The sequence below is a fragment of the Streptomyces sp. NPDC004539 genome, from assembly GCF_040610055.1.
Classification (GTDB): Bacteria; Actinomycetota; Actinomycetes; order Streptomycetales; family Streptomycetaceae; genus Streptomyces.
Window position 1 is genome coordinate 165502 of record NZ_JBEXLS010000002.1, and the last position, 23916, is coordinate 189417.

The window sequence follows — 23916 nt, forward strand, 5'->3', positions numbered from 1 at the left end:
GCTGTCGTCGTACGCCGGTCCCGAGGCCGCCGCCTCCGCCGCGCACCCCCTGTCGCCTTCCCGATCTGGAGTCACCCCGCCATGCAGGCAGAACCGAAGAAACCGCAGGCGGGGGAGTCTCTCGACGAGCGGGTGTCGCTCGTCGGACAGGAGTACGAGGTCGAGGTCGGGCCCGTCGCGCACGGCGGGCACTGCATCGCGCGGACCGACGAGGGGCAGGTGCTGTTCGTGCGGCACGCGCTGCCCGGGGAGCGCGTGCTGGCGCGGGTCACCGAGGGCGAGGAAGGGGCGCGGTTCCTGCGTGCCGACGCCGTCGAGATCCGCACCGCGTCCAAGGACCGGGTCGAGGCGCCCTGCCCGTACGCCGGGCCCGGGAAGTGCGGGGGCTGCGACTGGCAGCACGCCAAGCCGGGGGCCCAGCGGCGGATGAAGGGCGAGGTCGTCGCCGAACAGCTGCTGCGCCTCGCCGGGCTCACCCCCGAGGAGGTGGGCTGGGACGGCACCGTCATGCCCGCCGAGGGCGACAAGCTGCCCTCCGGTGAGGTGCCGCAGTGGCGTACGAGGGTGCAGTACGCCGTCGACGCGGACGGCAACGCCGGTCTGCGCCGCCACCGCTCCCACGAGGTCGAGGTGATCGACCACTGCATGATCGCGGCGCCCGGGGTCAGCGAGCTCGGTGTCGAGAAGCGGGACTGGGCCGGGATGGAGAGCGTCGAGGCGATCGCCGCGACCGGGTCCCAGGACCGGCAGGTCATCCTCACGCCGCGCCCCGGCGCCCGCCTTCCCCTCGTCGAGCTGGACAAACCGGTCTCCGTCATGCGGGTCGAGGAGCGGGACGGCGGTGTCCACCGTGTCCATGGCCGGCCCTTCGTCCGTGAGCGGGCCGACGGGCGTACGCACCGGGTCGGCAGCGGGGGTTTCTGGCAGGTCCACCCGAAGGCGGCCGACACGCTCGTCCTCGCGGTCATGCAGGGGCTCCTGCCCCGTAAGGGGGAGATGGCCCTCGACCTCTACTGCGGCGTCGGCCTCTTCGCGGGCGCCCTCGCGGACCGGCTCGGCGAGAAGGGGGCCGTCCTCGGGATCGAGTCCGGGAAGCGGGCGGTGGAGGACGCGCGGCACAACCTCGCGGCTTTCCCTCGCGTCCGCATCGAGCAGGGCAAGGTCGATTCCGTCCTCCCTCGCACCGGCATCACCGAGGTCGACCTGATCGTCCTCGACCCCCCTCGCGCGGGCGCCGGCCGCTCGACCGTCCAGCACCTTGCCTCCCTCGGGGCCCGGCGGATCGCTTACGTGGCTTGCGATCCGGCTGCGTTGGCCCGGGATCTGGGGTATTTCCGGGAGGGGGGGTATCGGGTGCGGATGCTTCGGGCGTTCGATCTGTTTCCGATGACTCATCATGTGGAGTGCGTGGCGATTCTGGAGCCGGCCAAGAAGGGCTGAGCCGACGGGGAGGGGACCCGTGTATGGGCTTGTCGTCGCCGAGTTCGCAGTGGTCCGTTCTTCCTGAGTACGGGCATGACTGGGCGTTGGTGGATGTGGAGACCTCCGGGTTGCGGCCCGGGCGGGATCGGGTGTTGTCGCTTGCGGTTCTGACGCTGGACGGGGACGGGAACCGGACGGGGGAGTTCGCGACGTTGCTCGATCCGGGGTGTGATCCCGGGCCGGTGCATGTGCATGGGCTCACCGCTGCCCGGCTCGCCGGGGCGCCCGTGTTCGAGGATGTCGCCGTGCGGGTGGGGGAGTTGCTCCGGGGCCGGGTGCTCGTCGCTCACAACGCGCAGTTCGACTACGACTTCCTGGCGCATGAGTTCGCGCGGGCGCGGTCGTGGGTTCCGGTCGGGCGGCGGTTGTGCACGCTGGCGTTGAACCGGCTGGTCGGGCCTGCGACGGCGGATCTGAAGTTGGGTACGCTCGCCGCTCATTACGGTGTGCGTCAGGAGCGGGCGCATGACGCGCAGGACGATGTGCGGGTGTTGTCCGGGGTGTTGAGGAGGTCGTTGGAGGAGGCCGGGCGGCTGGGGCTGGCTCTGCCGTTGGTGGAGTGTCCGCCTCGGCAGGACTACAAGCCGTACGTGCCCAAGACGCCCTGTGCTTACCGTGATCCGGGGCGGCTGGGGGTCGGTGGGCCGTTGGTGCAGGGGATGAAGGTCGCGATCACCGGGGACACCCGGGTCTCGCGTGAGGAGTTGGTCGCCCGTTCGGTGGCGGCCGGGCTGAACATGATGACGTCGGTGAGCGGCCGGACCGGTGTCGTCGTCACCAACGATCCGGGGGCGGGGTCGGAGAAGCTGCGCCGGGCCGTCCGGGAAGGCGTCCCGTTCGTGGACGAGGCGGCCTATCTGCGGCTGCTGGAGGATGTGCGGCCTGGTCGGGCCAAGGGGGTTGCCCGGCAGAGTGCGGGGAAGGGGACGGCGGCCGTGCGAACCGTTCCGCCTCAGCGGACGGTAGGTGCAGGTTCCGCCTCCGCTCCTGATCCCGTTTCCGCGTCCGTTTCCGCTCCTGCTTCTGTCTCCGGTCCGGGGCGGGTGCTCGGTGGGCGCAGGGTTCTGGTGCTGGGCGGTCCCCATGAGGCGGCTGCGGAAGCACGTGCTCGGGCCGTCGCGCTCGGCGCCTCCGCCGCGGTCAACCTCTCGGCCGGGGTGACCGACGTGGTCGTACTGCCCGGTGGCGAGGGGGACCGGCGGATGAGCCGTGTCACCGCTCTCGGGCTCCGTGTCCATGACGCGGCCTGGCTCCTCGCGGGGGCATCCGCGCCTGCTGAGCGCGGGCAGGCCGGGGCTGAGGCCGGGACCGAGACCGAGGCCGGGGCCGGGGCCGAAGCCGAGACGGGGGCCGGCACCGAGACCAGGACCGGGGCCGGGGCCGGGACGGAAGCCGTCGTGGTGGTGGTCGCGCCGGAAGCCGAGGTGCTGGTCCGAGGCGCCGTCATCGACCTTCCCGACACCGGCGCAGACAATCACATCGGCACCGATCACACCGGCGCCGATCCCACGGGCACTCGCCCCGGCACTCACACCGCCACCCCCTGGACCCTCGCCGCCTCCTGGAGCCAGCACGCCCTCTGCGACGTGGACCTCGTCGCGTTCGCGGTCGACGAGCGGGAACAGGTCGCGGGAGACGAGGACTTCGTGTTCTACGGCGCCCCCGAGCACCCCGACGGCACCGTCCTGCTCGCCACGGACGGCCCGACGGAACAGGCCGTCACCGTGGACCTGGAGCGGCTGCCCCTGGAGATCCGGAGGGTCGTCGTCGCCGCGGCGATCGACGGCGCGGCGACCTTCTCGGACGTCGGAGCCGTCGAGATCACGCTCACGTGCGGGATCGGCGCGGCCCCGGCCGTGCGGGCCACCCTCGACGCCGCCACCACCGAGCGCACGATGATCCTCGCCGAGCTGTACCGCAGGGGAGAGGGCTGGCGGATGCGGGCCGTCGGGCAGGGGTACGACCACGGTCTGGCCGAACTGGCGCGCGGCTACGGCGTCGATGTGGACGGCTGACCCGTCCGTACGGTGGTCAGTCGGTGCCCCGCCAGATGTGGGGTTCCTCTCCGTACGCGTTCTCGTCCTCCCCCGCCAGCAGGGGTGGGGGAGGGGCCGGGGCGGGGGGTGGGGTGGTCATGGGGCGGCTCCGGGGTCAGACGCCTAGGCGGCGGCCTAGGGGGTTGCGGGTGAGGATGAGGGTGATGCCGGCGGTGAGGGTGATGAGGCCGAGGGTGAGGAAGTAGGCGGCGGAGGGGGACTCGTCGCCGGAGAGTTTGAGGGCGTTGCCGCCGAGGCCGCCGCCGAGGGCTCCGGCCAGCCAGAAGAGGCCGACCATCTGGCTGACGAAGGTGGCGGGGGCGATGGCTGTGGTGGCGCTCATGCCCACGGGGGCGAAGGCGACTTCGCCGGCTGCCAGGAGGAGGAACGCGGCGACCAGCCACCAGGGGGAGACCTTGCCGGAGGCCGAGGCGGTCGCCTGCCAGGCGGCGAGGGACATGACCGTGTAGGCGAGGGCGGTGCTGATCATGCCGATGCCGAACTTGACGGCGGTGTTGATGCGGTCGCCGGCTCTGCGCCACAGGGTGGCGAAGAGGGGGGCCGTCAACAGCACGAACAGCGGGGTCGCGGACTGGAACCAGCTCGTGGGGATCGTCGTGCCCAGCACCGAGCGGTCGGTCGTCTCCTTCGCGAAGAGGGAGAAGACCGAGCCGCCCTGGAGGAACATCGCCCAGAAGAGGGCGGAGGCGAGGAAGAGCCAGATGTAGGTCTTCACCCGGACGCGCTCCTCCGGCGTCAGGAGGGGGTTGCGCAGGAGCCGCCAGAAGAACACGGCGGGGACGACGATCGTCAACAGGCCGATCAGGCCCATGACATGGACGATCTCGAAGGCGCCCAGCGCCGCGTCCGTCCCGTAGCCGACCGCCAGGACGGCCGCCACGACCAGGCTCCGGCGGACGACCCGCGTGCGCTGGGCCGGCGTCGCCGCGCGGGACGGAGCGCGCCCCGTGTCGCCGAAGTGCCGGGTCCCGCGGACGTACTGGAGGAGACCGAGGGCCATGCCGACGGCGGCCAGGCCGAACCCGAGGTGCCAGTCGACCGTCTCACCGACCGCGCCGACGATCACCGGCGCGGCCAGCGCGCTGACCTGCACGCTCATGTAGAAGATCGCGAACCCGGCGTCGCGGCCCGCCCGGTCCCGCGGCGCGTAGAACGCGCTCAGCAGGTTCGCCATGTTCGGCTTGAGGAGGCCGGTGCCGGCGGCGATCAGGAGGAGGCCGGGGTAGAAGAGGAGCCGGCCCGGGATCGCCATCGACACATGGCCGAGGGCGATCAGGACACCGCCGTACAGGACCGCTCTCGACGCGCCGAACAGGCGGTCGCCCAGCCAGCCGCCCGGCACCGAGCACAGGAACACGGACGCCATGTAGAGGCCGAACAGGAGCGCCGCGTCCGAGTCGGAGAGGCCGAGGCCGCCGTCGGCGGTGGGCTCCGTCGCGTACAGGACGAGGATCGCCGTCATGCCGTAGAAGCTGAACCGCTCCCAGATGTCCGTGCCGAACAGGGTGGTGAACCAGCGGGGCCAGCCGAGCGGGCCCCGGCCGGCGGGGCGTCCTGACCGGGGGAGGACGGGGGGCTTGGCCGGCGCGGTCATGGCTCCTCCAAGGGGACGGCTGAGGGGAGGAGAGGCTCGCCCCGGACCGTCCAGACGCGGTGGAGGACGGCTCGAAGGGCGCGGTTCGAGCGGGGGTCGAGGCGGGGTGCGGACACTGGCGGCGCTCTCTCGGCCCCCACCCGCTTCGGAGGTTGCTCAGATGCCCGCTTCGCTTCCCTTCCGCGTGATGCTGCGCATGGAGACCGTCCCCGGGCTCGGCGCCGAGTTCGAGAAGGTGTGGGAGGAGGTGGGCCGGGGCATCGCCGCCCAGCCCGGCAACCTCGCCCAGTCCCTGGCCCGCTCCGCCGACGAGCTCGACGTCTACTACGTCGTCACCGACTGGACCGACCGGGCCAGCTTCCACCGCTTCGAACTCAGCGAGGAACACGTCGTCAACCGCCGCCGCCTCCAGCCGTACCGCCGGGGCGGCGAGATGCGGCTGAGCGAGACCGTGTGCCTGCTGCGGGGGGCGGCGGCGGAGGGGTAGGGAGAGGACAGGGGCGGGAGCAGCGGCAGGGGGCTGCCCGGCGGTGGCGGTGGTACGACAGGGGCGCGAGCCGCAAAGACCCGCGCCCCCGGCCTGTGGCCCCTCGGCCTGTGGCCCCCCGCCCATGAACTCCCGGCGCGTACCCCGCCCGTGCCCCCTCAGCCCATGCCCGCCCCCCCGGCCCGCGGAGCCCTCTCTCACCCCGGCAGTGTCAGCCCCCACTCCTCCAGCCACGCGTTCAGCTTCAGGGCCAGTTCGAGTTCCGTGCGGCTCAGGCGGGGGGAGTCGAGGGCTGTGGGGGACAGGAGGGGGCGGACCGGGGCGGTCGGGGGGAGGGCGGCGAGGCGGGTGCGGAGGGTGGTGTCGTACGTCGTGTCGTGGGTCATCGGGTAGCCCGACTTGCGGCGGCCGAGGACCGAGGCGGGCAGGAGGTCCGCCACGGCCGCGCGGAGGGTGCTTTTTTCCCAGCCGTCGGACGTCTTCGTCGTCCAGGGGATGTTCAGGGCGTACTGGACCAGGCGGTGGTCGCAGAAGGGGAGGCGGACGTCGATGCCGGACGCGGCGCCGAAACGGTGCGCGCGGTCGAGCTGTTCGGGGAGGAAACGGGTCGTGAAGAGGTACGCCAGTTCCCGCATCCGGCGCTCCCGGCGGTTCTCGCCCCGCAGCCCGGGGATCTCCGCGAGGGCGGTCGCGTAGTGGTCCGCGCGGAACGCCAGGACCTCCAGCTCCTTCATCGCCGGCGCGAACAGCGTGCCCACGAGTTCGTCGGTCGTCGGCGTCCACGGGAAGTCGGGCGCCTCGGCCCACCGGGGATGGTGGAACCAGGGGAACCCCCCGAACAGCTCGTCCGCGCCCTCCCCGCCGAGCAGGACGTCCACCCGCCCCGCGACCGCCCCGTACAACTGGGACATCGACGGCTCGGTGTCCGCGAACAGCCGGGGCTGGTCCAGCTCCGCGACGAGCCGCGCCCACACCTCGGGCCGCAGCAGATCCCGCGTCGTGAGGACGACGTCGGTGTGGTCCGTCCCGAGATGCGCGGCCATGTCCCGCACGAACGGGCTGTCCGGATCGGGCCGCACGATGTGCGGACGGAAGTTCTCCTCGTACCCCTGGTAGTCGACGGCGAACGTCCGCACCGGCCCCTCGGCGCCCGCCGCCAGCAGCGCGGTGAGCGCGCTGGAGTCCAGCCCCCCGGACATCAGACTCCCGACCCGCGCCCCCGGCCGCCCGGCCCCCTCCGCCACGGCGTCCGCCAGCAGCTCACGGACGCGTACGGCGGTGGCGGCCACGTCGTCCGGATGCCCGGCCGCCTCGGGCCGCCAGTAGCGGCGTACGGTCCGGCCGGCGCGGGTGAACCGCACGGCGTGGCCCGCGGGAACCTCGTACACGTCCCCGAAGACCGTCCGGCCCGGGACGTTGACGCCGGACAGGACCGTGCGCAGGGCGTCCTCGTCGAGGCGGGGGGGCAGGGCGGGGTGGGTGAACAGGGCGGCGGGGCGGGAGGCGAAGACGACCCCGGTCGGGGTCTGCGCCCAGTACAGCGGGCGGGTGCCCAAGTGGTCCCGGACCAGGGTGAGTTCGGCCGTCCGCGGCTCCCAGACCGCCAGCGCGTACGAGCCGCGCAGCCGCTCGGCGGTACGGGCGCCGGACGCGAGCCAGGACAGCAGGACCGCCCCGGTGTCGTCGCGGGCGGGCGGCAGCTCGGCCCGGTTGTCGCAGTGCCCGGCGAACGCCGCGGCGGCGACCGTGCCGAGGCTGTCCCCCTCCGCCGCCGGACCCGGCGTCCCGGCGAGGACGGCGGCGGGCGACGGCCGCAGCGCCAGAACCGCCCCCGGCCCCTCCCACAGCCGCACCCCGTCCGCGTCCCCGGCGCGCAGCGCGCGGGCCATCGCCACGACGGTGTCCCGCCCCTCGGGCAGCTCTTGCGTGAAATCGACCCAACCGGCGAGCTCTGACACGGGACTTGACTCCTTGAACAGGGGGGGAGGGAGGTTCAGGACGCCCGCAGCGCCGGGTGCAGCCGGCCCCGGACCAGGGCCGACGCGAGCCGCCCGCACGCCTTGGGGCCCGTGAGGCGCTCCGCGCGGGTGCCGTTGCGGGTGGCGGCGAGGATGCGGGCGGCGAGCCAGGGCGCTACGACGTCCAGGGGGTCGGAGAGGACCTTGTAGTACACCTGCTGGCGGCGGCCCCGCAGGTCGGAGCGGAGGTCGTTGTCCGCGACGAGTTCGGTGACGACGAGACCGGGGGAGAGCAGGCCGATCCGCACCGGCGTCCCCTTCGCCTCCAGGGTCAGGGTTTCGTGCAGATAGGCCAGCGCCCGCTTCGTCGAGCCGTACGGCGCCATGCCCCGGGAGATCCGGCCGTTGCTGCCGAAACCGACCATGTTCCAGACGAAACCGCCGCCCTGCCCGAGCATCCGGTCGACGGCGACGGCGCACCCGTTGATCGCCCCCATCAGATTGACGTCGACGAGCCGGCGCACCTCGTCCTCCGGGACGTCGTGCAGCAGCCGGGGAGCCAGCGCCACACCGGCGTTGTTGATCCAGTGGTCGACCCGGCCGAAGCGCTCCACCGCCTCCTCCCACAGCCGCCCGACGTCCGCCCGCGAGGTGACGTCGGCACGCACCCCGAGCGCCTCCGGACCGGCCGCCTCCGCCGCCGTCCGCACCGTCCCCTCGTCCCGGCCGCAGAGCACGACCCGGCATCCGCGGGCCGTGAACGCCCGCGCCAGCCCCAGTCCGATGCCCCGGCTGCCTCCGGTGATCACGATGACAGTCATACGGGCATCGTCACCGCGCCCGCCCCACAGCCGGTCGAGCCCCGCTCGAACCCCATGGCGCGACCCGTGCTCTTGAGTCGATGTGAAGCGGTTCGTGATGAACTGCCGGGCCGAAATCCCCCACACCGAAGGAGCGCAGGCCATGGCGCCTGAACACCGACCGCTGGACTTCCCCTTCGCCTTCCCGAGAGGCACCGCCCAGCCCGACGAACTCGCCCTGCTGCGCAAGGAGGCCCCGGTCGCCCGGGTCGTGCTCGCCACCGGCGACGAGGCGTGGCTGGTCACCCGGTACGCCGACGTCCAACTCGTCCTGAACGACGACCGGTTCAGCCGGGCCGCCGCCGAGGCCCCGGACGCCCCCCGGATGGGCGCCTCCAACCCGGGCCCCGACGTCATGCTCGGCATGGACGGCCCCGACCACGTCCGGCTGCGCCGGCTCGCCGTCAAGCACTTCACCAACCGCCGGGTGGAGCGGCTGCGCCCCTGGACCCAGCGGCTCGCCGACTCCCTCCTCGACACCCTCGCCGAGACCGGGCCGCCGGGCGACCTGGTGCCCGGGCTCGCCTTACCGGTGCCGCTCATGCTGGTGCTGGAGCTGCTCGGGGTGCCCCCGCAGGACAGTCCGCAGCTGTGCGCGTGGACGGACACCGCGTTCAGCATGACGAGGCACTCCCAGGAGGAGATCGTGGCGGCCCGCGGCCACCTGGAGTCCTACGTCTCCGGCATGATCGCGCTGCGCCGCGAACACCCCGGCGACGATCTGCTGGGCGCGCTGGTCGCCGAGCGCGACGAGGGCGGGCGGCTCACCGAGAAGGAACTCGTCGGGTTCGCGTTCCTGCTGGTCACCGCCGGTTATCTGAGCACCGTCAACGCGATCTCCAGCGGTGTCCTGACCCTGCTGCTGAACCCCGGGGAGCTGGCGCGGCTCCGGGAGCGGCCCGAGCTGGTGCCGACCGCCGTGGAGGAGCTGCTGCGGTACAACCCGTCGGCGATCAGCGGGGCGCTGCCCCGGGTCCTCCTGGAGGACGTCGAGCTGGGCGGGGTCCTGATCCGGGCGGGCGAGGCGGTGGTCCCCGCGATCGGGTCCGCCAACCACGATCCGGCCGTCTTCGAGGCGCCCGAGCTGGTGGACGTGGGCCGGGGCGCCAACCCGCACCTCGCCTTCGGGTACGGGGTGCACCGGTGCCTGGGCGCGCAGATGGCCCGGATGGAGCTCCAGGTGGCGGTGGCCACGCTGCTGCGGAGACTGCCGGGGATCAGGCTGGCCGTCCCGGAGCACGGACTGCGGTGGAAGGATCACCCGGTCTCCCGAGGGCTGTTGTCGTTGCCGGTGGAGTGGTGACGGCGGGGCCGTGCCGGGCGTGGTTCGTCGAGTAGCCCGCGGGCCGGGCCGCTGAGCGGTGCCCGGCGGCTTCCCGCCGGGCACCCGTTCCCTCGTACCGCTCCCCTCGTGCCGCTACGAGTGGCCGCTGGAAGTGGCCGTCATGAGTGGCCGCCACAGGCGGCTGCCGCGAGCGGCCGTCACGAGTGGCTCTCCACCCGCACCTCCGGCAGCGCCCGCGCCAGCGCCCCCGGCAGCCACCACGCCCGTGCCCCCATCAGCCGCATCGCGGCCGGCACGATCAGGCAGCGGATGACGACGGCGTCGATGAGGATGGCCACCGCGAGCCCGAAGCCGAACTGCCGCAGCATTCGGTCCGGGCTGAGCATGAACCCGGCGAACACCACGATCATCACGGCCCCGGCGGCGGTGACGACGGCCCCGGTGTGCGCGAGCCCCTCCCGGACCGCCCGCCCCGCGTCCTGGGTGCGCAGCCACTCCTCGCGCATCCGGGAGACGAGGAAGATCTCGTAGTCCATGGAGAGCCCGAAGACGATGGCGAAGATCATCGTCGGGATGAACGCCTCGATGGGCCCGGCCTCGGCGCCGAACCAGCCGTGCTGGAAGACCAGGGAGACCGCGCCGAGCGCGGCGCCGACGCTGACCAGGTTGAGCACGGCGGCCTTCAGCGGGATCAGCACCGAGCGGAACACCATCATCAGCAGCAGGATCGACAGGCCGATCACGATCGTCATGAACAGCGGCAGCTTCCCGCCGATCGTGTCGGAGAAGTCGATGACCGCCCCCGTCGCCCCGCCGACCAGGAAACGGGTCTTCGTCTGCTCGGAGACCTTCGGCAGCACGTCGTCCCGCAGGTGGTGCACGAGATCCGAGGTCGCGGTGGCCTGCGGCGCGGTCTTCGGGACGGCGAGCAGCATGGCGGCCTTGCCGTCCTCGGTCGGGATCGGGCCGTTCACCACGGCGATCCCCGGGGTGTCCTTGAGCGTGCCGGCCGCGGTGCCGGCGGCCTTGACGGCGTCGTCGCCCTCGGTCACGATCACCAGCGGCCCGTTGAACCCGGGACCGAACCCCTTGGCCAGCAGGTCGTACGCGACCCGGCTGGTGGTGCCGTCCGGATCGTTGCCCGCGTCGGCGAGGCCGAGCCGCAGATCCGTCGCGGGGTACGCGAGCGCGCCCAGCGCCACCAGCGGCAGCAGCAGCGCGGCCCACGGGCGCCGCTGGACGGCCTGTCCCCACGCCCGCCACCGGGCGCCCTCCTCGGGCCTGCCCTTCTCCGCTCTCTTGCGGTGGCGCGCGGTGAACTGCCGGGCGAACCGCTTGCCGAAGATCGCGAGGAGCGCCGGCAGCAGGGTCAGCGAGGCCAGCATGGTGAGCAGCACGGTCAGCGCGACCGCGAGGGCCATGCCGCGCAGCGAGCCGATCCCGAGGGCGACCAGGCCGAGCAGCGCGATGATCACCGTGCTGCCCGCGAACAGGACGGTCCGCCCGGCGCCCTCCAGCGCCCGGCGCTCGGCCTCGTCGGGGGCGACGTCCTTCACCAGCTCGGCCCGGTAGCGGGCGAAGATCAGCAGCGCGTAGTCGATCCCGACGCCCAGACCCACCAGGGACATGACATACGGGGAGTAGCTGGCGATCGTGAACGCGTGCGAGGCGAGCACGATGATGCCGAGCGTGGCGCCGACCGCGAAGACGGCGGTGATGATCGGCAGGCTCGCCGCGACGACCGTGCCGAACATGAGCAGCAGGATCAGCAGGGCCGCGAAGATCCCGGCGCCCTCCGCCCCGCTGCCCTGGTTCTTGCCCAGCTTGCGCGCGGCCTCGCCGCCCAGTTCGACCTGGAGGCCGTCCTTCTGCTGGATCTCCCGCGCGGTGTCGAGGATCTTCTGGCTCTGCGAGGCGGGCACGTTCTCCGACGCCTGGTTCAGCTCCACGGTCGCGTAGGCGACGGTGCCGTCGGCGGAGACGGCCGACTGCTCGTCGTAGGGGCTGCTGACCTGGACGACCCCGGGCAGGGTCTTGACCTTGGCCAGCATTCCGGCGACCGCGCTCTCGGTGCCGGAGTTCTTCAGGCCCTTCGGGTCGTGCAGGACGATGTCGACGGTGTTCCAGGCGTTGCCCGCGCCGTGTTCCTTCAGGATCTCCAGGGCGTTCTGGGTCTCGGTGCCCGGCAGCGAGTAGTCGTCCCGGTAGCGGTCGCCCGCCTGCGAGGCGCCGGCCCAGACGCCGACGAGCACGACGAGCCACAGGATCAGGGCGGTCCATCGGTGCCGGTTGGCGAACACCGCGATCCGGGAGAAGACACCGGCCTGACCGGGCCTGACGGCGGAGGCGGCCTCGGGTGGACGAGTAGACATGGTGGTCGTGATTCCCCTTGTGGAAGAGATGGGGAGACATGGACGCACACACCGCTAGTGTCCGAGTACAGTCACGCTAGAGCCGCCGCCGCGCCCGTCCGTTCCGGCCGGTTCGGGCCGTCCGCTCTCACCACGGCATCGTGCCGTCCCCGCGCAGGAAGGCCCCCGAGGGACCGTCGTCCGGGAGGGCCGCGGCGTCCGCGATCCGCCGGGCCGCGTCCTGCGGGGACTGCTCGGCGTCGGGCCGCATCCGGGTCCTGACCAGCCCCGGGTTGACGGAGTTCACCAGTACGCCGGTGCCCTCGGTCTCCTTGGCCAGCATCACCGTCAGCGCGTTCAGCGCCGTCTTGGACGCCGAGTAGGCCGGACACTGCGCGGCCGGCCCGTACGCGAAGGAGGCGGCGCCGCTGGAGACGTTGACGACCCTGCCCCAGCCCCGCCCGACCATCCCCGGCAGCAGCGCCTGCGCCATCCGCCAGGCGCCCAGCAGGTTCACGTCCAGGGTCTGCCGGACCCGGTCGAGGCCGATCGTGGAGGGGGCGTCGCCCCAGTCGAGCTGGACGCCCGCGTTGTTGACGAGCACGTCGACCGCGCCCGCCTCCGCCAGCGCGCGGTCCACGGACGACTGGTCGGTGACGTCGAGGACGAGGGGCACGGCCCGTTCGCCCAGGGTCCCGGCGGCCTTCGCGGCGGCGTCCCCGTCGCGGGCGGCGAGCAGCACCCGGTGGCCCCGGGAGTACAGTTCGGCGGCCACCGCGAGGCCGAGGCCCCGGTTCGCTCCGGTCACGAGGGCGGTGCGGAAAACGGGCATATCGACTCCAGGGCCGGGCGCGGGCACGGGCTGGCGCCGATTATGGGGTCGTCGGCTGGAAAATCTCTCGAACCTCAAGACACGTTTCTGACCTGCGGATTCATGGGTCTGCCGGGCACTCGATCGAGCAGGAATCGAGCAAGACCCCGGCGGCGCTCGTGCGGGCAAGCCCATAATTCCCCAATGACTGGTAAAAAAAGCTCCACGACCGACCCTCGCAGGGGAAGTGAGGAGAGCGGCTCGGACGTGGCGCGCGGCGGTGGGGCGCCCGCGAAACGGCCCCGGACCATCCGCCGCAGGATTCTGTTAATCACCGGAGGACTGCTCGGCATCGGCGTGCTCGGCGCCGGCGCCTACGCGGCCAACTTCGCCGTCGCCTACCGGGGCCGCAAACTCAGCAACGTCGGTGACCTCTCCTTCGAGAACAAGGTCCGCATCCCCCCGCTCCTGGAGGGCAAGGACGACGGCTCCGGGCGCCGGGTCTTCGAACTCAGGGCCCAGACCGGCAAGAGCGAGCTGCTGCCCGGCAAGAAGACCTCGACCTGGGGCGTCAACGGCGCCTTCCTCGGCCCGACCCTCCGGGTGCGCCGGGGCCAGAAGGTCGCGGTCTCCCTCACCAACGACCTCCCCGAGTCGACCACCCTGCACTGGCACGGCATGCACCTGCCCGCCGAGATGGACGGCGGCCCGCACCAGATGGTGCGCCCCGGGGAGACCTGGAAGCCGCAGTGGGAGATCGCCCAGCCCGCCTCGACCCTCTGGTACCACCCCCACCCCCACCAGAGCACCGCCGACCACGTCTCCCGAGGGGTGGCCGGCCTGATCGTCGTCGAGGACGACGAGGCGGACCGCGCGGGGCTCCCCAACTCCTACGGCGTCGACGACATCCCGCTGATCCTCCAGGACCGCGCCTTCAACGACGACGGCTCCATCGACCTGCGCGGCGCCTCCTTCCTCCAGAGCCTCGCCGGGGTCGGCAGCCCCGGGGTGCTCGGCGACAAGATCCTCGTCAACGGCACGTACAACCCGCACGTCGAGGTCTCCACCTCGCTCGTCCGCTTCCGGCTCCTCAACGGCTCCAACGCCCGCTCCTACAACCTCGCGTTCACCGACAGCCGCGAGTTCCACCTCGTCGCCCAGGAGAACGGGCTGCTCGAACAGCCGGTGCCGCTCAGGCGGTTGCAGCTGTCGCCGGGGGAGCGGGCCGAGATCGTCGTCGCGTTCAAGGCGGGGGAGAAGACCGTCCTGCGCAGCTATCCGCCGGAGCTCGGGCTGTCGTTCCCGACGAAGCGGTTCGGCGGGGGCGAGGACACCTTCGACATGATCGAGGTGCGGGCAAAGGCGAGCCTCGCCGCGTCGGCGCCGCTGCCCGGCCGGCTGCGCGGGGCGCAGGCCGCGATCACGGTCCCGGCGGACGCGAAGGTGCGGACGTTCGACTTCAACAGCACCGTGATCAACGGCAAGGGCATGGACATGAGCCGGATCGACGAGGTCTGCCCGGCCGGCAAGACCGAGATCTGGGAGGTGAGCGGTGACGCGGAGGTCGTCCACAACTTCCACGTCCACGGGCTCACGTTCAACGTCGTCGACTACGGCGGCAAGAAGCCGGAGGCGTGGCTGAGAGGGCCGAAGGACACCGTGCGGGTGCCGCCGGGCGGGACGATGCGGCTCGCGGTGACGCTGCCGCCGTACACCGACCCGAAGACGCCGTACATGTTCCACTGCCACATCCTGCGCCACGAGGACGTGGGAATGATGGGCCAGTTCACGGTGGTGAAACCGGGGACGGAGAGCAGCGCGCCGCGGACCGTCGAAGCGTCCCACCACTGATCGCCATGACAGCGAACGCCGTACCCGGGCTTCCGGGTGCGGCGTTTTTTTCCGGCCGCTTCGGGGGCGCGTGAGGTCTTCACTTGACATTCAAGTATCTCGACCCTCAAGATAAAGAAGTGCCTTGAAGGTCAAGAAGATCGATCCTCAAGGGAAGTCGAGTCGGGTCGACAACGAAATGTTGCCCAGGTTCCAGGAGGAACACTGCGATGAACACCAGGAGTGCGGCCCTGATCGGCTGCGGTATCGCCGGACCGGTTCTGGCTCTCTACCTCCAGAAGGCGGGGATCGAGGCGGTCATCTACGAAGGCAGCCCGGAGCCGCGTGACGACGCGGGCGCCTTCCTCAACCTCGCGCCCAACGGCCTCGCCGTGCTGGACACCCTCGGCATCCGGGGGGACGTCGAGCAGTACGGCAGCCGGACCACCAGCACCGCCTTCCTCAACCACCACGGCAAGAAGCTCGGCGAGAACCCCGCCGAGACGCTCCTCCTCAAGCGCGGCCTGCTCAACAAGGGCCTGCGCGAGGCGGCCGTCCGGCACGGCATCCGCATCGAGTACGGCAAGTTCTTCGAGACCGTCGCCGAGACCGACGACGGCGTCCTGATCCGGTTCGCCGACGGCTCCACCGCCGAGGCGGACATCCTCATCGGCTGCGACGGCATCCACTCCAAGACCCGCTACACCGTCATGCCCGACGCCCCCCACCCCGAGTACACCGGGGTGATCGGCACGGCCGGCTACACCCGCTCCCGGGACGCCGCCCCCGCCGACGGCGTGATGCGGATGTCGTTCTGCTACAAGGGCTTCTTCGGCTACCAGACCATCCCCGGCGGCGAGGTCTACTGGTTCGAGAACTACCACGAGCCGGTCGAGCCGGGCCGCGGCGAGACCGAGCGGACCCCGCACGACGTGTGGAAGAAGCGGCTCCTGGAGCGCCACGCCAAGGACCACCACCCGGTCTCGGCGATCATCGACTCCACGTCCGACGGCATCATCGGCTACCCCATCTACGACATGCTGACGCTGCCGCTGTGGCACCGCGGGAAGGTCTGCCTCGTCGGCGACGCCGCGCACGCCACCTCGCCGCATGTCGGCCAGGGCGCGTCGATGGCGATGGAGGACGCGATCGTGCTGGCCAAGTGCCTGCGCGATCTGCCCACCCCGCAGCGGGCGTTCGCCGCGTTCCAGGCGATCCGCCAGGACCGCGTGGAGAAGATCATCAAGGAGGGCCGCAGGACGGGCAACCAGAAGGCGGCGGCCAACGGCCTCGCCCGTACGGTCCGCGACCTGGTCCTGCCGTTCTTCCTCAAGCTCGGCGTCAAGGCGACCGTCCCCGTGTACTCCTACCGGGTCTCCTGGGAGGAGAAGGTGGCCGAGAACGCCGTGGCCGCCGCCCGCTGAGGGGGCGGCGGCCGTGGGGGAACCGGCAGGGGCCGTGCCCTGCCGGTTCCCCCTTCATCGGGGCTCGGTGAACTGAGCGGGCTCAGCCGGCTCAGTGGTCCGAATGCGTGGAGATCTGCACGTAGTTGCCCTCAGGGTCGGCGACGTACGCCTGGCGCTCGCCCCACGGCTGGTTCTTCGGTGCCATCAGGACCTTCGCCCCGGCGTCCTTCGCCTTCTTGAACGCGGCGTCCACGTCCGCGAAGAGCACGGCGACGTCCGACTGCTTCTGCGTCGACTTGCCGATGTGCTTCAGCGGAGTGTTCTGCTTGATCGTGTCGAACGACGTGAAGGTGATGTAGTAGGCGTCCCCCTTGGACACGGTTCCGAAAGCCGCGGTCCCCGTCGCGGGGAACCGGAAGTCCACCTGGAATCCCAGGGCGTTCTTGTAGAAGTTCAGCATCTTGTCGACGTCGCTGGTGTACAGGTTCGGCTGGCCGAAACGGGCCGGGGCCGCCGCGGCGACCGCCGCCGTGTTCACGGCCTCCGGCTCGGCCATGGCGTTGCCGACACCGTTCAGGCCCACCAGCAGCAGCGCGGTCACCCCCGTGCTCGCGGCCCATCTTCGCGCGTTCGACGACGTCCTCATCGGTCACTCCTCGTGCTTGTGATGTACAGAGCACGATTGAGCCAGACAGTGGCCGATTCTTGCTCGGGGGAAGCTCGTACACCACTCGAACGAGTGCATCGAGCCCTCTTCAACTCCCTTTCCAGCGCAGGGCTCCACGGTGGCGAACGGCATTCCGCCCCGCTACCGCGTCCCGGGGGGACGCAGAGATTGGAGATCTCATGCGCGACTCCACGCAGATCCTCGTCATCGGGGGTGGCCCCGCCGGTTCGACGGCGGCCGGTCTGCTGGCCAAGGAGGGCTTCGAGGTCACGCTGCTGGAACGGGAGAAGTTCCCGCGCTACCACATCGGCGAGTCGATCCTCCCGTCCTGCCGGCCGATCCTCGAACACCTCGGGGTCTGGGACAAGGTCAACCGCCACGGCTTCCAGCCCAAGGGCGGCGCCTACTTCTTCTGGGGACCCGAGGAGTGGGAGGTCAACTTCGGCGGCCTCGGCGCGGACGGCACCAACGCCTGGCAGGTGGTGCGCTCCGAGTTCGACGAGATCCTCCTGCGGCACGCCGCCGAACTCGGGGTGACGGTCGTCGAGGAGACCACCGTCAAGGAGGTCCACTTCGAGAACGGCCGCCCCGTCGCCGCCAGCTGGGCCGGCACGAAGGACCCCTCCCGGTCCGGCCGGATCTCCTTCGACTACGTCATCGACGCCTCCGGCCGCACCGGCCTCGTCGCCGCCCGCCAGCACAAGAACCGGCAGTACCACGAGGTGTTCCAGAACGTCGCCGCCTGGACCTACTGGAAGGGCGTCAAGCGTCTCGACCGGGGCCCCGACGGCGCCATCGCGGTCTGCTCCGCCCCCGACGGCTGGTTCTGGGTGATCCCCCTGCACGACGGGACGACCAGCGTCGGCCTCGTCACCGGACGCGACATCTTCAACGAGAAGAAGCGCCTCCAGGGCGGCATCCAGGAGGTGTACGACCAGGTCCTCACCGAGTGCCCGCAGGTCGCCGGGATGCTGGAGGGCGCCGAGCAGGTCGCCGGGATGAAGGTCGAGCAGGACTACTCGTACACCGCCGAGAAGTTCTGCGGCCCCGGCTACCTCCTCAGCGGCGACGCCGCCTGCTTCCTCGACCCGCTGCTCTCCACCGGCGTCCACCTCGCCACCTACAGCGGCATGCTCAGCGCCGCGAGCCTCGGCAGCGTCCTGCGCGGCGAGGTCGCCGAGGACGAGGCGTGGGAGTTCTACCAGACCGTCTACCGGCACGCCTACGAACGCCTCCTCGTCCTCGTCTCCGTCTTCTACGAGAGCTACCGGGGCAAGGAGCACCACTTCTACAACGCCCAGCGCCTCACCCAGAGCCAGCGCGACAGCCTCGACCTCCAGGAGGCGTTCAACCGCATCGTCACCGGCATCGCCGACATGGACGACGCGCAGGACGTCTACGCGAGCGTCCACGCCCACCTCAACGGCGCCGAGAGCGGCGACCCGAACCCCCTCGCCAACCTCAACAAGGTGCACGAGCAGAAGCAGGCCCCGATGAACCCGGCCAACGCGGTCGGCGGTCTCTACCTCGCCTTCGGGCCGAAGCTGGGCCTGCGCCGCGCCGAAGGGACGCAGAGCTGATGACCCCCGACGACCTCACCAAGATCAGCGGACTCGCCCACAGCTTCACCGTCTCCAAACTCCTCCTCAGCGCCGTCGAACTCGGCGTCTTCACGGCCCTCGCGAGCACCGTCGAGGGCAGCGCCGAGACCGAGGAGCTGCGCGCCGCGACCGGGCTGCACGCGCGCGCCGCCACCGACTTCTTCGACGCCCTGGTCGCCCTCGGCCTCCTGGAGAAGACCGAGGGCCGCTACCGCAACAGCCCGCTCGCCCAGGGGTACCTGGTGCGCGGCGAGAACTTCCGGGGCGGCTTCCTCGACGGCGCGAACTACGTCCTCTACCCCGCCTGGGGCCGGCTCACCGAGGCGCTGCGCACCGGGAAGCCGCAGGCGGAGGGCGACTTCGAGGCGATGCTCGACGACCCCCGGGCCCGCCAGACGTTCCTCGCGATGCAGGACGCCCTCAGCGCCCCGCTGGTCCCGCAGCTCCTGGACGCCGTCGACCTCGCGGGCTACGCGACCCTCACGGACGTCGGCGGCGCGCGCGGCAACCTCGCCGGGCTGATCCTCCAGGCCCGCCCGCATCTGACGGCCCGGGTCTTCGACCGCCCGCAGAACGCCGGACCGTGCGCCGAGCACGCGAAGACCCTCGGCGTCGAAGGGCGCCTGGAGTTCACCGGCGGCGACTTCTTCGCCGACCCGCTGCCCGCCGCCGACGCCGTCGTCATCGGCCACGTCCTCGCCGACTTCTCCGTCGACGAACGCAAGACCCTGGTGCGCAAGGCGTACGACGCCGTCGCGCCCGGCGGCGCGCTGCTGGTGTACGACCCGATGCCGGGCGACGAACCGCACCTGCCCGCGCTGGTGTCCAGCCTGCACATGCTGGTGATGACCCCGGCCGGCGCGGGCTACCACCCCGGCGACTGCGAACAGTGGATGAAGGTGGCCGGGTTCACCGACGTCACCCGGCATCCGCTGCTGCTGGGCAACACGCTGCTCGTCGCCCGCAAACCCGCCTAGCCGAAGGGAGCCCGCCATGGAGACAGGAGTGGGGCTGCCCACGACCGTGCCGGACGTCGACGGCGCCCGGCTCACCGGCTGGGCGCGCGAGGCCGAGAACCTCGGCTTCGCGAGCCTCGGCGTGCTCGACCGGCTCGTGTACGACAACTACGAGTCGATGACCTCGCTCGCCGCCGCCGCGGCGGTCACCGAGCGCATCCGGCTCACCTCCAGCATCCTCATCGCCGCCTACCGGCCGGGGACGGCGGTGCTCGCCAAACAGGCGGCCACCGTCCACGCCCTGTCCGGCGGCCGGCTCACGCTGGGGGTCGCCGCCGGCGGCCGGGACGACGACTTCCGGGCCACCGGCGCGACCTACGGGGACCGGGGCCGCCGGCTGGACGGCATGATCGCCGAGATGAAGGACATCTGGGCGGGCCGGGGCCCGGTCCCCGGGATCGGCCCGGCCTTCCCCGAGGACGGCCGGCCCGAGCTGATCGTGGGCGGGCACACCCCGGCCGCGATGGCGCGGGCCGCCCGGCACGCGGACGGCTGGATCGCCGGCGGCAGCTCCGCCACCGGGTACGCGGACCTCGCGGGGCGGGCCCGGGAGGCGTGGCGCACGGCCGGGCGGACGGAGAAACCCCGGCTCGTCGCGCTCGTGTACGCCTGCCTGGGGCCCGGCGCCCGGGACGTCGCCGAGAGCTATCTGAGGGCGTACTACGCCTTCATCGGACCCAAGGCGGAGATGGCGGCCAAGGCCGTCGTCATCGGCGCCGAGGCGCTGCGCGAGACGGTCGCCGCCTACGAGGAGGCGGGCTGCGACGAGCTGCTCGTCTTCCCCTGCACGGCGGACCCGGGCCAGCTGGAGCTGCTCGCGAAGGCCGCGCTGGGCTGAGCGGCGCCGTACGGAACAGGGCGGGGCGGCTGCGCAGCCGCCCCGCCCCTGTGTTCAGGGCACGCGCCGTGCCGTCGGCGGGCTCTCGCGGGCGGCGAGGTCCTGGCGGACCCGTTCCGCCGGGTAGACGAACGGCAGGACGACGCCCGCCATCGCCGTCGTCACCAGCGCCATCACGACCATCAGCGAGTACAGCGGCTGGTCGAGGACGCCGATCTGGAGCCCGACCGTCAGGACGATCAGCTCGGTCAGCCCCCGGGTGTTGATGAGGAGGGCCAGCACGACCGAGTGACGGGGCTGGACGCCGTTGATCCGGGCGCCGAAGAAGGCGCCGGTGAACTTGCCGCCGATCGCCACCAGCAGGATCAGCCCCAGCTCCCCGAGCGCGGTCGCGTCCATCTTCGACAGGTCGACCTTGAGGCCGGCGACCATGAAGAACACCGGCAGCAGGAGGAGCGAGGAGACCCGCTCCACCCACGGCAGGACCCGGCTGCGCAGCCGGACGGAGCCCTCGCGCGGCAGGACGATGCCGAACAGGAACGCCCCGAAGATGAGGTGCAGCCCCATCCACTCGGTGGCCCGCGCCGACAGGTACAGCCCGCCCACCAGGGCGGCCAGCACCGCGGCGTCGACCGCCCAGTTCGCCCGCTCCCCCTTGCCGCGCGCGGCGAGCCTGGCCAGCAGCGGCCGTACGCCCCACAGCAGCAGCGCGGCGTACGGCAGGACCAGGGCGACGTGCCAGGGGGCGCCCGCGGCTCCGGCGAGCGCCGCGACGGCCGCCAGCATCGACCAGGCGAGGACGTCGTCGACGGCCGCCGAGGCGAGCGCGAGCCCCCCGATCGGCGTACTGATGAGGCCCTTGTCGGTGAGGATGCGGGCCAGCACCGGGAACGCGGTCACCGACATCGCCGTACCGAGGAAGAGGACGAAGGCGAGCTTGTCGTCGGTGGGGTGGTTGCCCGTGAGGTACAGGGCGAGGAGCGCGCCCAGGGAGAACGGCAGGACGATCGCGCTCAGGGAGACGCTCGCCGCGATCCGGCCCTGGCCGCGCAGCAGGTCCCGGTTGAACTCCAGGCCGACCAGGAACATGAACACGCACACGCCGATGTTCGCCAGGTCCGTCAGGGACGGGCGGACGTCGGAGGGGAAGAGGGCGGCGGTGATGTCGCCGCTGAACAGCGTCGGGCCGAGCAGAATCCCGCCGATGATCTCGCCGATCACGGGGGGCTGCTGAAGCCGGCGGGCGAGCGCGCCCAGCAGCCGGGCCACGGTGACGATCACCACCAGGGCGAGGAGCAGTCTGCCGAGGGTGCTCAGCTCCATCGCGGGCCCCCTTCCCTGGCGTCGGGGGAGGGGGCGGCCGGTTCGGGGAACGGTTCTTCGGGGCTCATCGCACAGCTCTCCTCGGTCTCGGGGCCCGCCCGCCAGGGTTCCTGACGGGCAGGGCGAGACGGTAAAGGGAGCCGCTCAAGCCTGTGTCGAAGCCGTCACACGTCGTCGCTCTTGGGGCGGGGGCCCGGGAGCGTCGGGTCCGGGAGGGCGGGGTGGTCGCCGTCGCGGTGCGCCCTGCGGGTCTCCTCGATGAACTCGCGGCTGAACATCGAGGAGAGATTCGCCATACCGCCCCGGGAGATCCGGACCTCGCTGTGCTGGAGCCGGCCGGTCAGCCGGATGCGCCGGCCGCCGGTGCCCGGGGCATGCCGCTGGGTGTCCTTGACCTTGGAGTTGTCCGGGAGTTCGAGCCCCGTCTCGTCGATCACCGAGCCGTCCGGGACGAGGAGCTTGACCGTGGAGCGCTCGGCCAGCAGCCGGACGGTGATCTCGCCGTCGGGGATCTGGTGCGAGCGCAGGTCGAGGTGGAGCGAGGAGCGGCGGGCGCGGACCTCGATCTGCCGGGCCTTCGTCCAGTGCCCGAGCTTCTTCTCCGAGGTGTAGTACACCTCCACCAGGACCGAGTCCTCGGCGGCGCTCTCCGTGTTGTTACTGTCTTTGTTCATGTCGTGCGGGGTGCTCATCACAGCGTTCCTCTCTGGAACCCGGGCAACATTCCCGATTTTCTACGGCTTGATTTTCCTTGCCGGTCAACTATCTTGACTGTCAAGGCGTACTCCTATCTTGAAGGTCGAGATACTTGAATGTCAAGTGAAGCTGTGACCGGCCTGGACAAAGAGGCGCTGTGCTGGGAGCTCGCCAACGAGGTCCGGCTCCTACAGAGCGCCGTCGAGGCGGTCGACGCGTCCGCCGCGGTCAGGCTCGGCATCAACCAGACCGACCTGCGCTGCCTGGACGTCCTGTTGCAGCGCGAGAGCGCCGCACCCGGGGAACTGGGTGCGGCGCTCGGACTCACCACCGGCAGCGTCACGGCCATGCTGGACCGGCTCGACAAACTCGGCTATCTCACCCGGGAGCCGGACCCGGGCGACCGGCGCCGGTCCGTCGTCCGGGCCAGCGAGCGGACCCGGAAGGCCGCCGCGGAGATCTACATGCCGCTCGCCCAGGAGGCGCACGCCGGGCTCCAGAAGTACTCGGCCGAGGAGCTGGCGCTGCTGCTCGACTTCGTCCGCGGCAGCCGCGAGGTCCAGGAGAAGCACGTGACCCGGATTCGCGGCTGAGCGGTACCCCGGCAGAGGGGACTGCGGCTCACCCCTTCCTGGCGACGACGAGCGTCACGTCGTGGCCCAGCGTCGTGTGGCCGACGGACGCGAAACCCGCCGCCCGCATCCAGGCCGCGCACTGCTCCAGGTCGTACCCCGTACCGTGCGGGGTCATCAGCTGGAGGTTGAGGCTGCGGACCAGGTTGCGCAGATAGCTGTCCGCGCCGTGCACGATCACCGGGTCCCACACCAGGAACGCCCCGCCCGGCCGGACCGCCGCGAACGCGGCCCGCACCAGCGCCTGGCGCTGCTCGTCGTTCCAGTCGATGAGCGAGTGCCCGATCATCACGACGTCCGCCGCCGGCAGCGGCCCCGCGAAGAAGTCCCCGCCGTGGAAACCGACCTTCCCGGTCATCCCGATCGCCGCCATGTGCGCCGTGAAGTCCGGCTCCATCTGCGGCAGGTCGAACACCCGGGCCTCCAGATGCGGATGCGCCCGCACCAGCCCCGCCAGCACGTTCCCCCGGCAGCCGCCCAGCTCCAGCACCGAGCGGTGCGCCGACCAGTCGAACCGGGACGTCAGCGCCGGGATCAGCGGACGGCTGGCGTCCTCGGCCATGCCGACGAGCCCGCCCTTCTTCTCCTCGCTGTCGTACAGCTCGCCGAACATGTCCTCGCCGGAGAACGTCGCGGCCTGCGGCGCCCCCGTGCGCAGCGACTCCGAGAGCTTCCCCCACGCCGGGTACATCACCTGGTCCGCCGCCCGCAGGAAGCCGCCCAGATAACCCTCACCGCCCGGCACCAGGGAGTCCCGCGTCAGCGCCGCGTTCCGGTACCGGCCCGCCGCGTCCCGCTCCAGGAAGCCCAGTTCGGCCAGTGCCGCAAGGAAATGCCCGGTGCCCCGGGCGTGCAGACCGAGCCGGCCCCGCAGCTCCTCCTCGGTGCCCGGCTCCTTCGCCAGCGCCTCGAACAGGCCCAGCTCCAGACCCGTCAGCACGAGCTTCGCGTACTGGAACGCCATGGCCTGCCCGAGCACGGCCGCCGGACCCCCGGCGGCGCTCGCGTCCGTCATCGCGCGG

At 71.8% G+C, this 23916-nt stretch carries 19 protein-coding genes; 10 read left to right on the forward strand and 9 right to left on the reverse strand.

Translation table 11 applies throughout. The annotated features are described in order from the left end of the window. The first annotated feature begins 81 nt into the window (after nucleotides 1–81). Both ABZX85_RS04455 and ABZX85_RS04460 read left to right on the forward strand, forming a co-directional pair. Nucleotides 82–1440: a TRAM domain-containing protein gene (locus tag ABZX85_RS04455; protein ID WP_355862467.1), complete on the forward strand. Its 1359-nt coding sequence runs from the start codon at nucleotides 82–84 to the stop codon at nucleotides 1438–1440. 23 nt (nucleotides 1441–1463) lie between these two features. Continuing rightward, a complete protein-coding gene (locus ABZX85_RS04460; RefSeq protein ID WP_355862468.1) occupies nucleotides 1464–3497 on the forward strand; it encodes a TerD family protein in 2034 nt (677 codons plus the stop codon). Nucleotides 3498–3633: 136 nt separating this feature from the next. Here the strand turns inward: ABZX85_RS04460 and ABZX85_RS04465 are convergent, their stop codons facing one another. Next, nucleotides 3634–5133, reverse strand: a complete 1500-nt coding sequence (locus tag ABZX85_RS04465; protein ID WP_355862469.1) for an oligopeptide:H+ symporter — start codon at nucleotides 5131–5133, stop codon at nucleotides 3634–3636. Between the two features lie 160 nt (nucleotides 5134–5293). Between ABZX85_RS04465 and ABZX85_RS04470 the strand changes: the two genes are divergently transcribed. Further along, nucleotides 5294–5620 (forward strand): antibiotic biosynthesis monooxygenase family protein, encoded by a 327-nt coding sequence (locus ABZX85_RS04470; protein WP_355862470.1) that lies wholly within the window; start codon nucleotides 5294–5296, stop codon nucleotides 5618–5620. Between the two features lie 197 nt (nucleotides 5621–5817). Here ABZX85_RS04470 and ABZX85_RS04475 read toward each other — a convergent pair whose 3' ends face one another. Then, nucleotides 5818–7578: an asparagine synthase-related protein gene (locus tag ABZX85_RS04475; protein WP_355862471.1), complete on the reverse strand. Its 1761-nt coding sequence runs from the start codon at nucleotides 7576–7578 to the stop codon at nucleotides 5818–5820. A 35-nt stretch (nucleotides 7579–7613) separates the two neighbouring features. Beyond that, entirely contained in the window at nucleotides 7614–8399 is a 786-nt protein-coding gene (locus ABZX85_RS04480) for an SDR family oxidoreductase (RefSeq protein ID WP_355862472.1), read from the reverse strand. Nucleotides 8400–8541: 142 nt separating this feature from the next. Here ABZX85_RS04480 and ABZX85_RS04485 point away from each other — a divergent pair, with 142 nt between their 5' ends. Next, a complete protein-coding gene (locus tag ABZX85_RS04485) occupies nucleotides 8542–9741 on the forward strand; it encodes a cytochrome P450 (protein ID WP_355862473.1) in 1200 nt (399 codons plus the stop codon). Between the two features lie 179 nt (nucleotides 9742–9920). Here ABZX85_RS04485 and ABZX85_RS04490 read toward each other — a convergent pair whose 3' ends face one another. Together ABZX85_RS04490 and ABZX85_RS04495 are read right to left on the reverse strand one after the other, a co-directional pair. Beyond that, on the reverse strand, nucleotides 9921–12095 hold the full coding sequence (locus tag ABZX85_RS04490) for an MMPL family transporter (protein WP_355862474.1): 2175 nt from the start codon (nucleotides 12093–12095) through the stop codon (nucleotides 9921–9923). A 127-nt stretch (nucleotides 12096–12222) separates the two neighbouring features. After that, nucleotides 12223–12906 carry an SDR family oxidoreductase gene (locus ABZX85_RS04495; protein WP_355862475.1) on the reverse strand — a complete coding sequence of 228 codons (684 nt, stop codon included), beginning with the start codon at nucleotides 12904–12906 and terminating at the stop codon, nucleotides 12223–12225. 183 nt (nucleotides 12907–13089) lie between these two features. On the opposite strand from ABZX85_RS04495, the gene ABZX85_RS04500 reads away from it, so the two are divergent. Both ABZX85_RS04500 and ABZX85_RS04505 read left to right on the forward strand, forming a co-directional pair. Beyond that, nucleotides 13090–14736, forward strand: coding sequence for a multicopper oxidase domain-containing protein (locus tag ABZX85_RS04500; protein ID WP_355862476.1), 1647 nt, complete (start codon nucleotides 13090–13092; stop codon nucleotides 14734–14736). Between the two features lie 209 nt (nucleotides 14737–14945). Continuing rightward, on the forward strand, nucleotides 14946–16139 hold the full coding sequence (locus ABZX85_RS04505) for an FAD-dependent monooxygenase (protein WP_355862477.1): 1194 nt from the start codon (nucleotides 14946–14948) through the stop codon (nucleotides 16137–16139). A gap of 91 nt (nucleotides 16140–16230) precedes the next feature. On the opposite strand, the gene ABZX85_RS04510 is transcribed toward ABZX85_RS04505, so the two are convergent. Further along, nucleotides 16231–16767, reverse strand: coding sequence for a VOC family protein (locus ABZX85_RS04510; protein WP_355862478.1), 537 nt, complete (start codon nucleotides 16765–16767; stop codon nucleotides 16231–16233). Nucleotides 16768–16967: 200 nt separating this feature from the next. On the opposite strand from ABZX85_RS04510, the gene ABZX85_RS04515 reads away from it, so the two are divergent. Genes ABZX85_RS04515 through ABZX85_RS04525 form a run of 3 tightly spaced genes read left to right on the forward strand, consistent with a single transcriptional unit; the run spans nucleotide 16968 to nucleotide 20243 of the window. Continuing rightward, on the forward strand, nucleotides 16968–18368 hold the full coding sequence (locus ABZX85_RS04515; protein ID WP_355862479.1) for an NAD(P)/FAD-dependent oxidoreductase: 1401 nt from the start codon (nucleotides 16968–16970) through the stop codon (nucleotides 18366–18368). Next, nucleotides 18368–19366 (forward strand): methyltransferase, encoded by a 999-nt coding sequence (locus ABZX85_RS04520; RefSeq protein WP_355862480.1) that lies wholly within the window; start codon nucleotides 18368–18370, stop codon nucleotides 19364–19366. The genes ABZX85_RS04515 and ABZX85_RS04520 overlap by 1 nt, the downstream gene beginning before the upstream one ends. Before the next feature lie 16 nt (nucleotides 19367–19382). Next, nucleotides 19383–20243 carry an LLM class flavin-dependent oxidoreductase gene (locus ABZX85_RS04525; RefSeq protein ID WP_355862481.1) on the forward strand — a complete coding sequence of 287 codons (861 nt, stop codon included), beginning with the start codon at nucleotides 19383–19385 and terminating at the stop codon, nucleotides 20241–20243. 54 nt (nucleotides 20244–20297) lie between these two features. On the opposite strand, the gene ABZX85_RS04530 is transcribed toward ABZX85_RS04525, so the two are convergent. Both ABZX85_RS04530 and ABZX85_RS04535 read right to left on the reverse strand, forming a co-directional pair. Continuing rightward, complete coding sequence (locus ABZX85_RS04530) at nucleotides 20298–21566, reverse strand: cation:proton antiporter (protein ID WP_355862482.1); 1269 nt, start codon at nucleotides 21564–21566, stop codon at nucleotides 20298–20300. A gap of 164 nt (nucleotides 21567–21730) precedes the next feature. Further along, entirely contained in the window at nucleotides 21731–22240 is a 510-nt protein-coding gene (locus ABZX85_RS04535) for a hypothetical protein (protein ID WP_355862483.1), read from the reverse strand. 138 nt (nucleotides 22241–22378) lie between these two features. Between ABZX85_RS04535 and ABZX85_RS04540 the strand changes: the two genes are divergently transcribed. Then, complete coding sequence (locus ABZX85_RS04540) at nucleotides 22379–22855, forward strand: MarR family transcriptional regulator (RefSeq protein ID WP_355862484.1); 477 nt, start codon at nucleotides 22379–22381, stop codon at nucleotides 22853–22855. A 28-nt stretch (nucleotides 22856–22883) separates the two neighbouring features. Here the strand turns inward: ABZX85_RS04540 and ABZX85_RS04545 are convergent, their stop codons facing one another. Continuing rightward, complete coding sequence (locus ABZX85_RS04545) at nucleotides 22884–23909, reverse strand: methyltransferase (protein WP_355862485.1); 1026 nt, start codon at nucleotides 23907–23909, stop codon at nucleotides 22884–22886. Nucleotides 23910–23916: the final 7 nt, after the last annotated feature.

Coding starts and splice junctions, on each gene's coding strand:
- ABZX85_RS04455 (WP_355862467.1), top strand. CDS start 82: ATGCAGGCAGAACCGAAGAAACCGCAGGCGGGGGAGTCTCTCGACGAG.
- ABZX85_RS04460 (WP_355862468.1), top strand. CDS start 1,464: ATGGGCTTGTCGTCGCCGAGTTCGCAGTGGTCCGTTCTTCCTGAGTAC.
- ABZX85_RS04465 (WP_355862469.1), bottom strand. CDS start 5,133: ATGACCGCGCCGGCCAAGCCCCCCGTCCTCCCCCGGTCAGGACGCCCC.
- ABZX85_RS04470 (WP_355862470.1), top strand. CDS start 5,294: ATGCCCGCTTCGCTTCCCTTCCGCGTGATGCTGCGCATGGAGACCGTC.
- ABZX85_RS04480 (WP_355862472.1), bottom strand. CDS start 8,399: ATGACTGTCATCGTGATCACCGGAGGCAGCCGGGGCATCGGACTGGGG.
- ABZX85_RS04485 (WP_355862473.1), top strand. CDS start 8,542: ATGGCGCCTGAACACCGACCGCTGGACTTCCCCTTCGCCTTCCCGAGA.
- ABZX85_RS04490 (WP_355862474.1), bottom strand. CDS start 12,095: ATGTCTACTCGTCCACCCGAGGCCGCCTCCGCCGTCAGGCCCGGTCAG.
- ABZX85_RS04495 (WP_355862475.1), bottom strand. CDS start 12,906: ATGCCCGTTTTCCGCACCGCCCTCGTGACCGGAGCGAACCGGGGCCTC.
- ABZX85_RS04500 (WP_355862476.1), top strand. CDS start 13,090: ATGACTGGTAAAAAAAGCTCCACGACCGACCCTCGCAGGGGAAGTGAG.
- ABZX85_RS04505 (WP_355862477.1), top strand. CDS start 14,946: ATGAACACCAGGAGTGCGGCCCTGATCGGCTGCGGTATCGCCGGACCG.
- ABZX85_RS04510 (WP_355862478.1), bottom strand. CDS start 16,767: ATGAGGACGTCGTCGAACGCGCGAAGATGGGCCGCGAGCACGGGGGTG.
- ABZX85_RS04515 (WP_355862479.1), top strand. CDS start 16,968: ATGCGCGACTCCACGCAGATCCTCGTCATCGGGGGTGGCCCCGCCGGT.
- ABZX85_RS04520 (WP_355862480.1), top strand. CDS start 18,368: ATGACCCCCGACGACCTCACCAAGATCAGCGGACTCGCCCACAGCTTC.
- ABZX85_RS04525 (WP_355862481.1), top strand. CDS start 19,383: ATGGAGACAGGAGTGGGGCTGCCCACGACCGTGCCGGACGTCGACGGC.
- ABZX85_RS04530 (WP_355862482.1), bottom strand. CDS start 21,566: ATGGAGCTGAGCACCCTCGGCAGACTGCTCCTCGCCCTGGTGGTGATC.
- ABZX85_RS04535 (WP_355862483.1), bottom strand. CDS start 22,240: ATGAACAAAGACAGTAACAACACGGAGAGCGCCGCCGAGGACTCGGTC.
- ABZX85_RS04540 (WP_355862484.1), top strand. CDS start 22,379: ATGTCAAGTGAAGCTGTGACCGGCCTGGACAAAGAGGCGCTGTGCTGG.
- ABZX85_RS04545 (WP_355862485.1), bottom strand. CDS start 23,909: ATGACGGACGCGAGCGCCGCCGGGGGTCCGGCGGCCGTGCTCGGGCAG.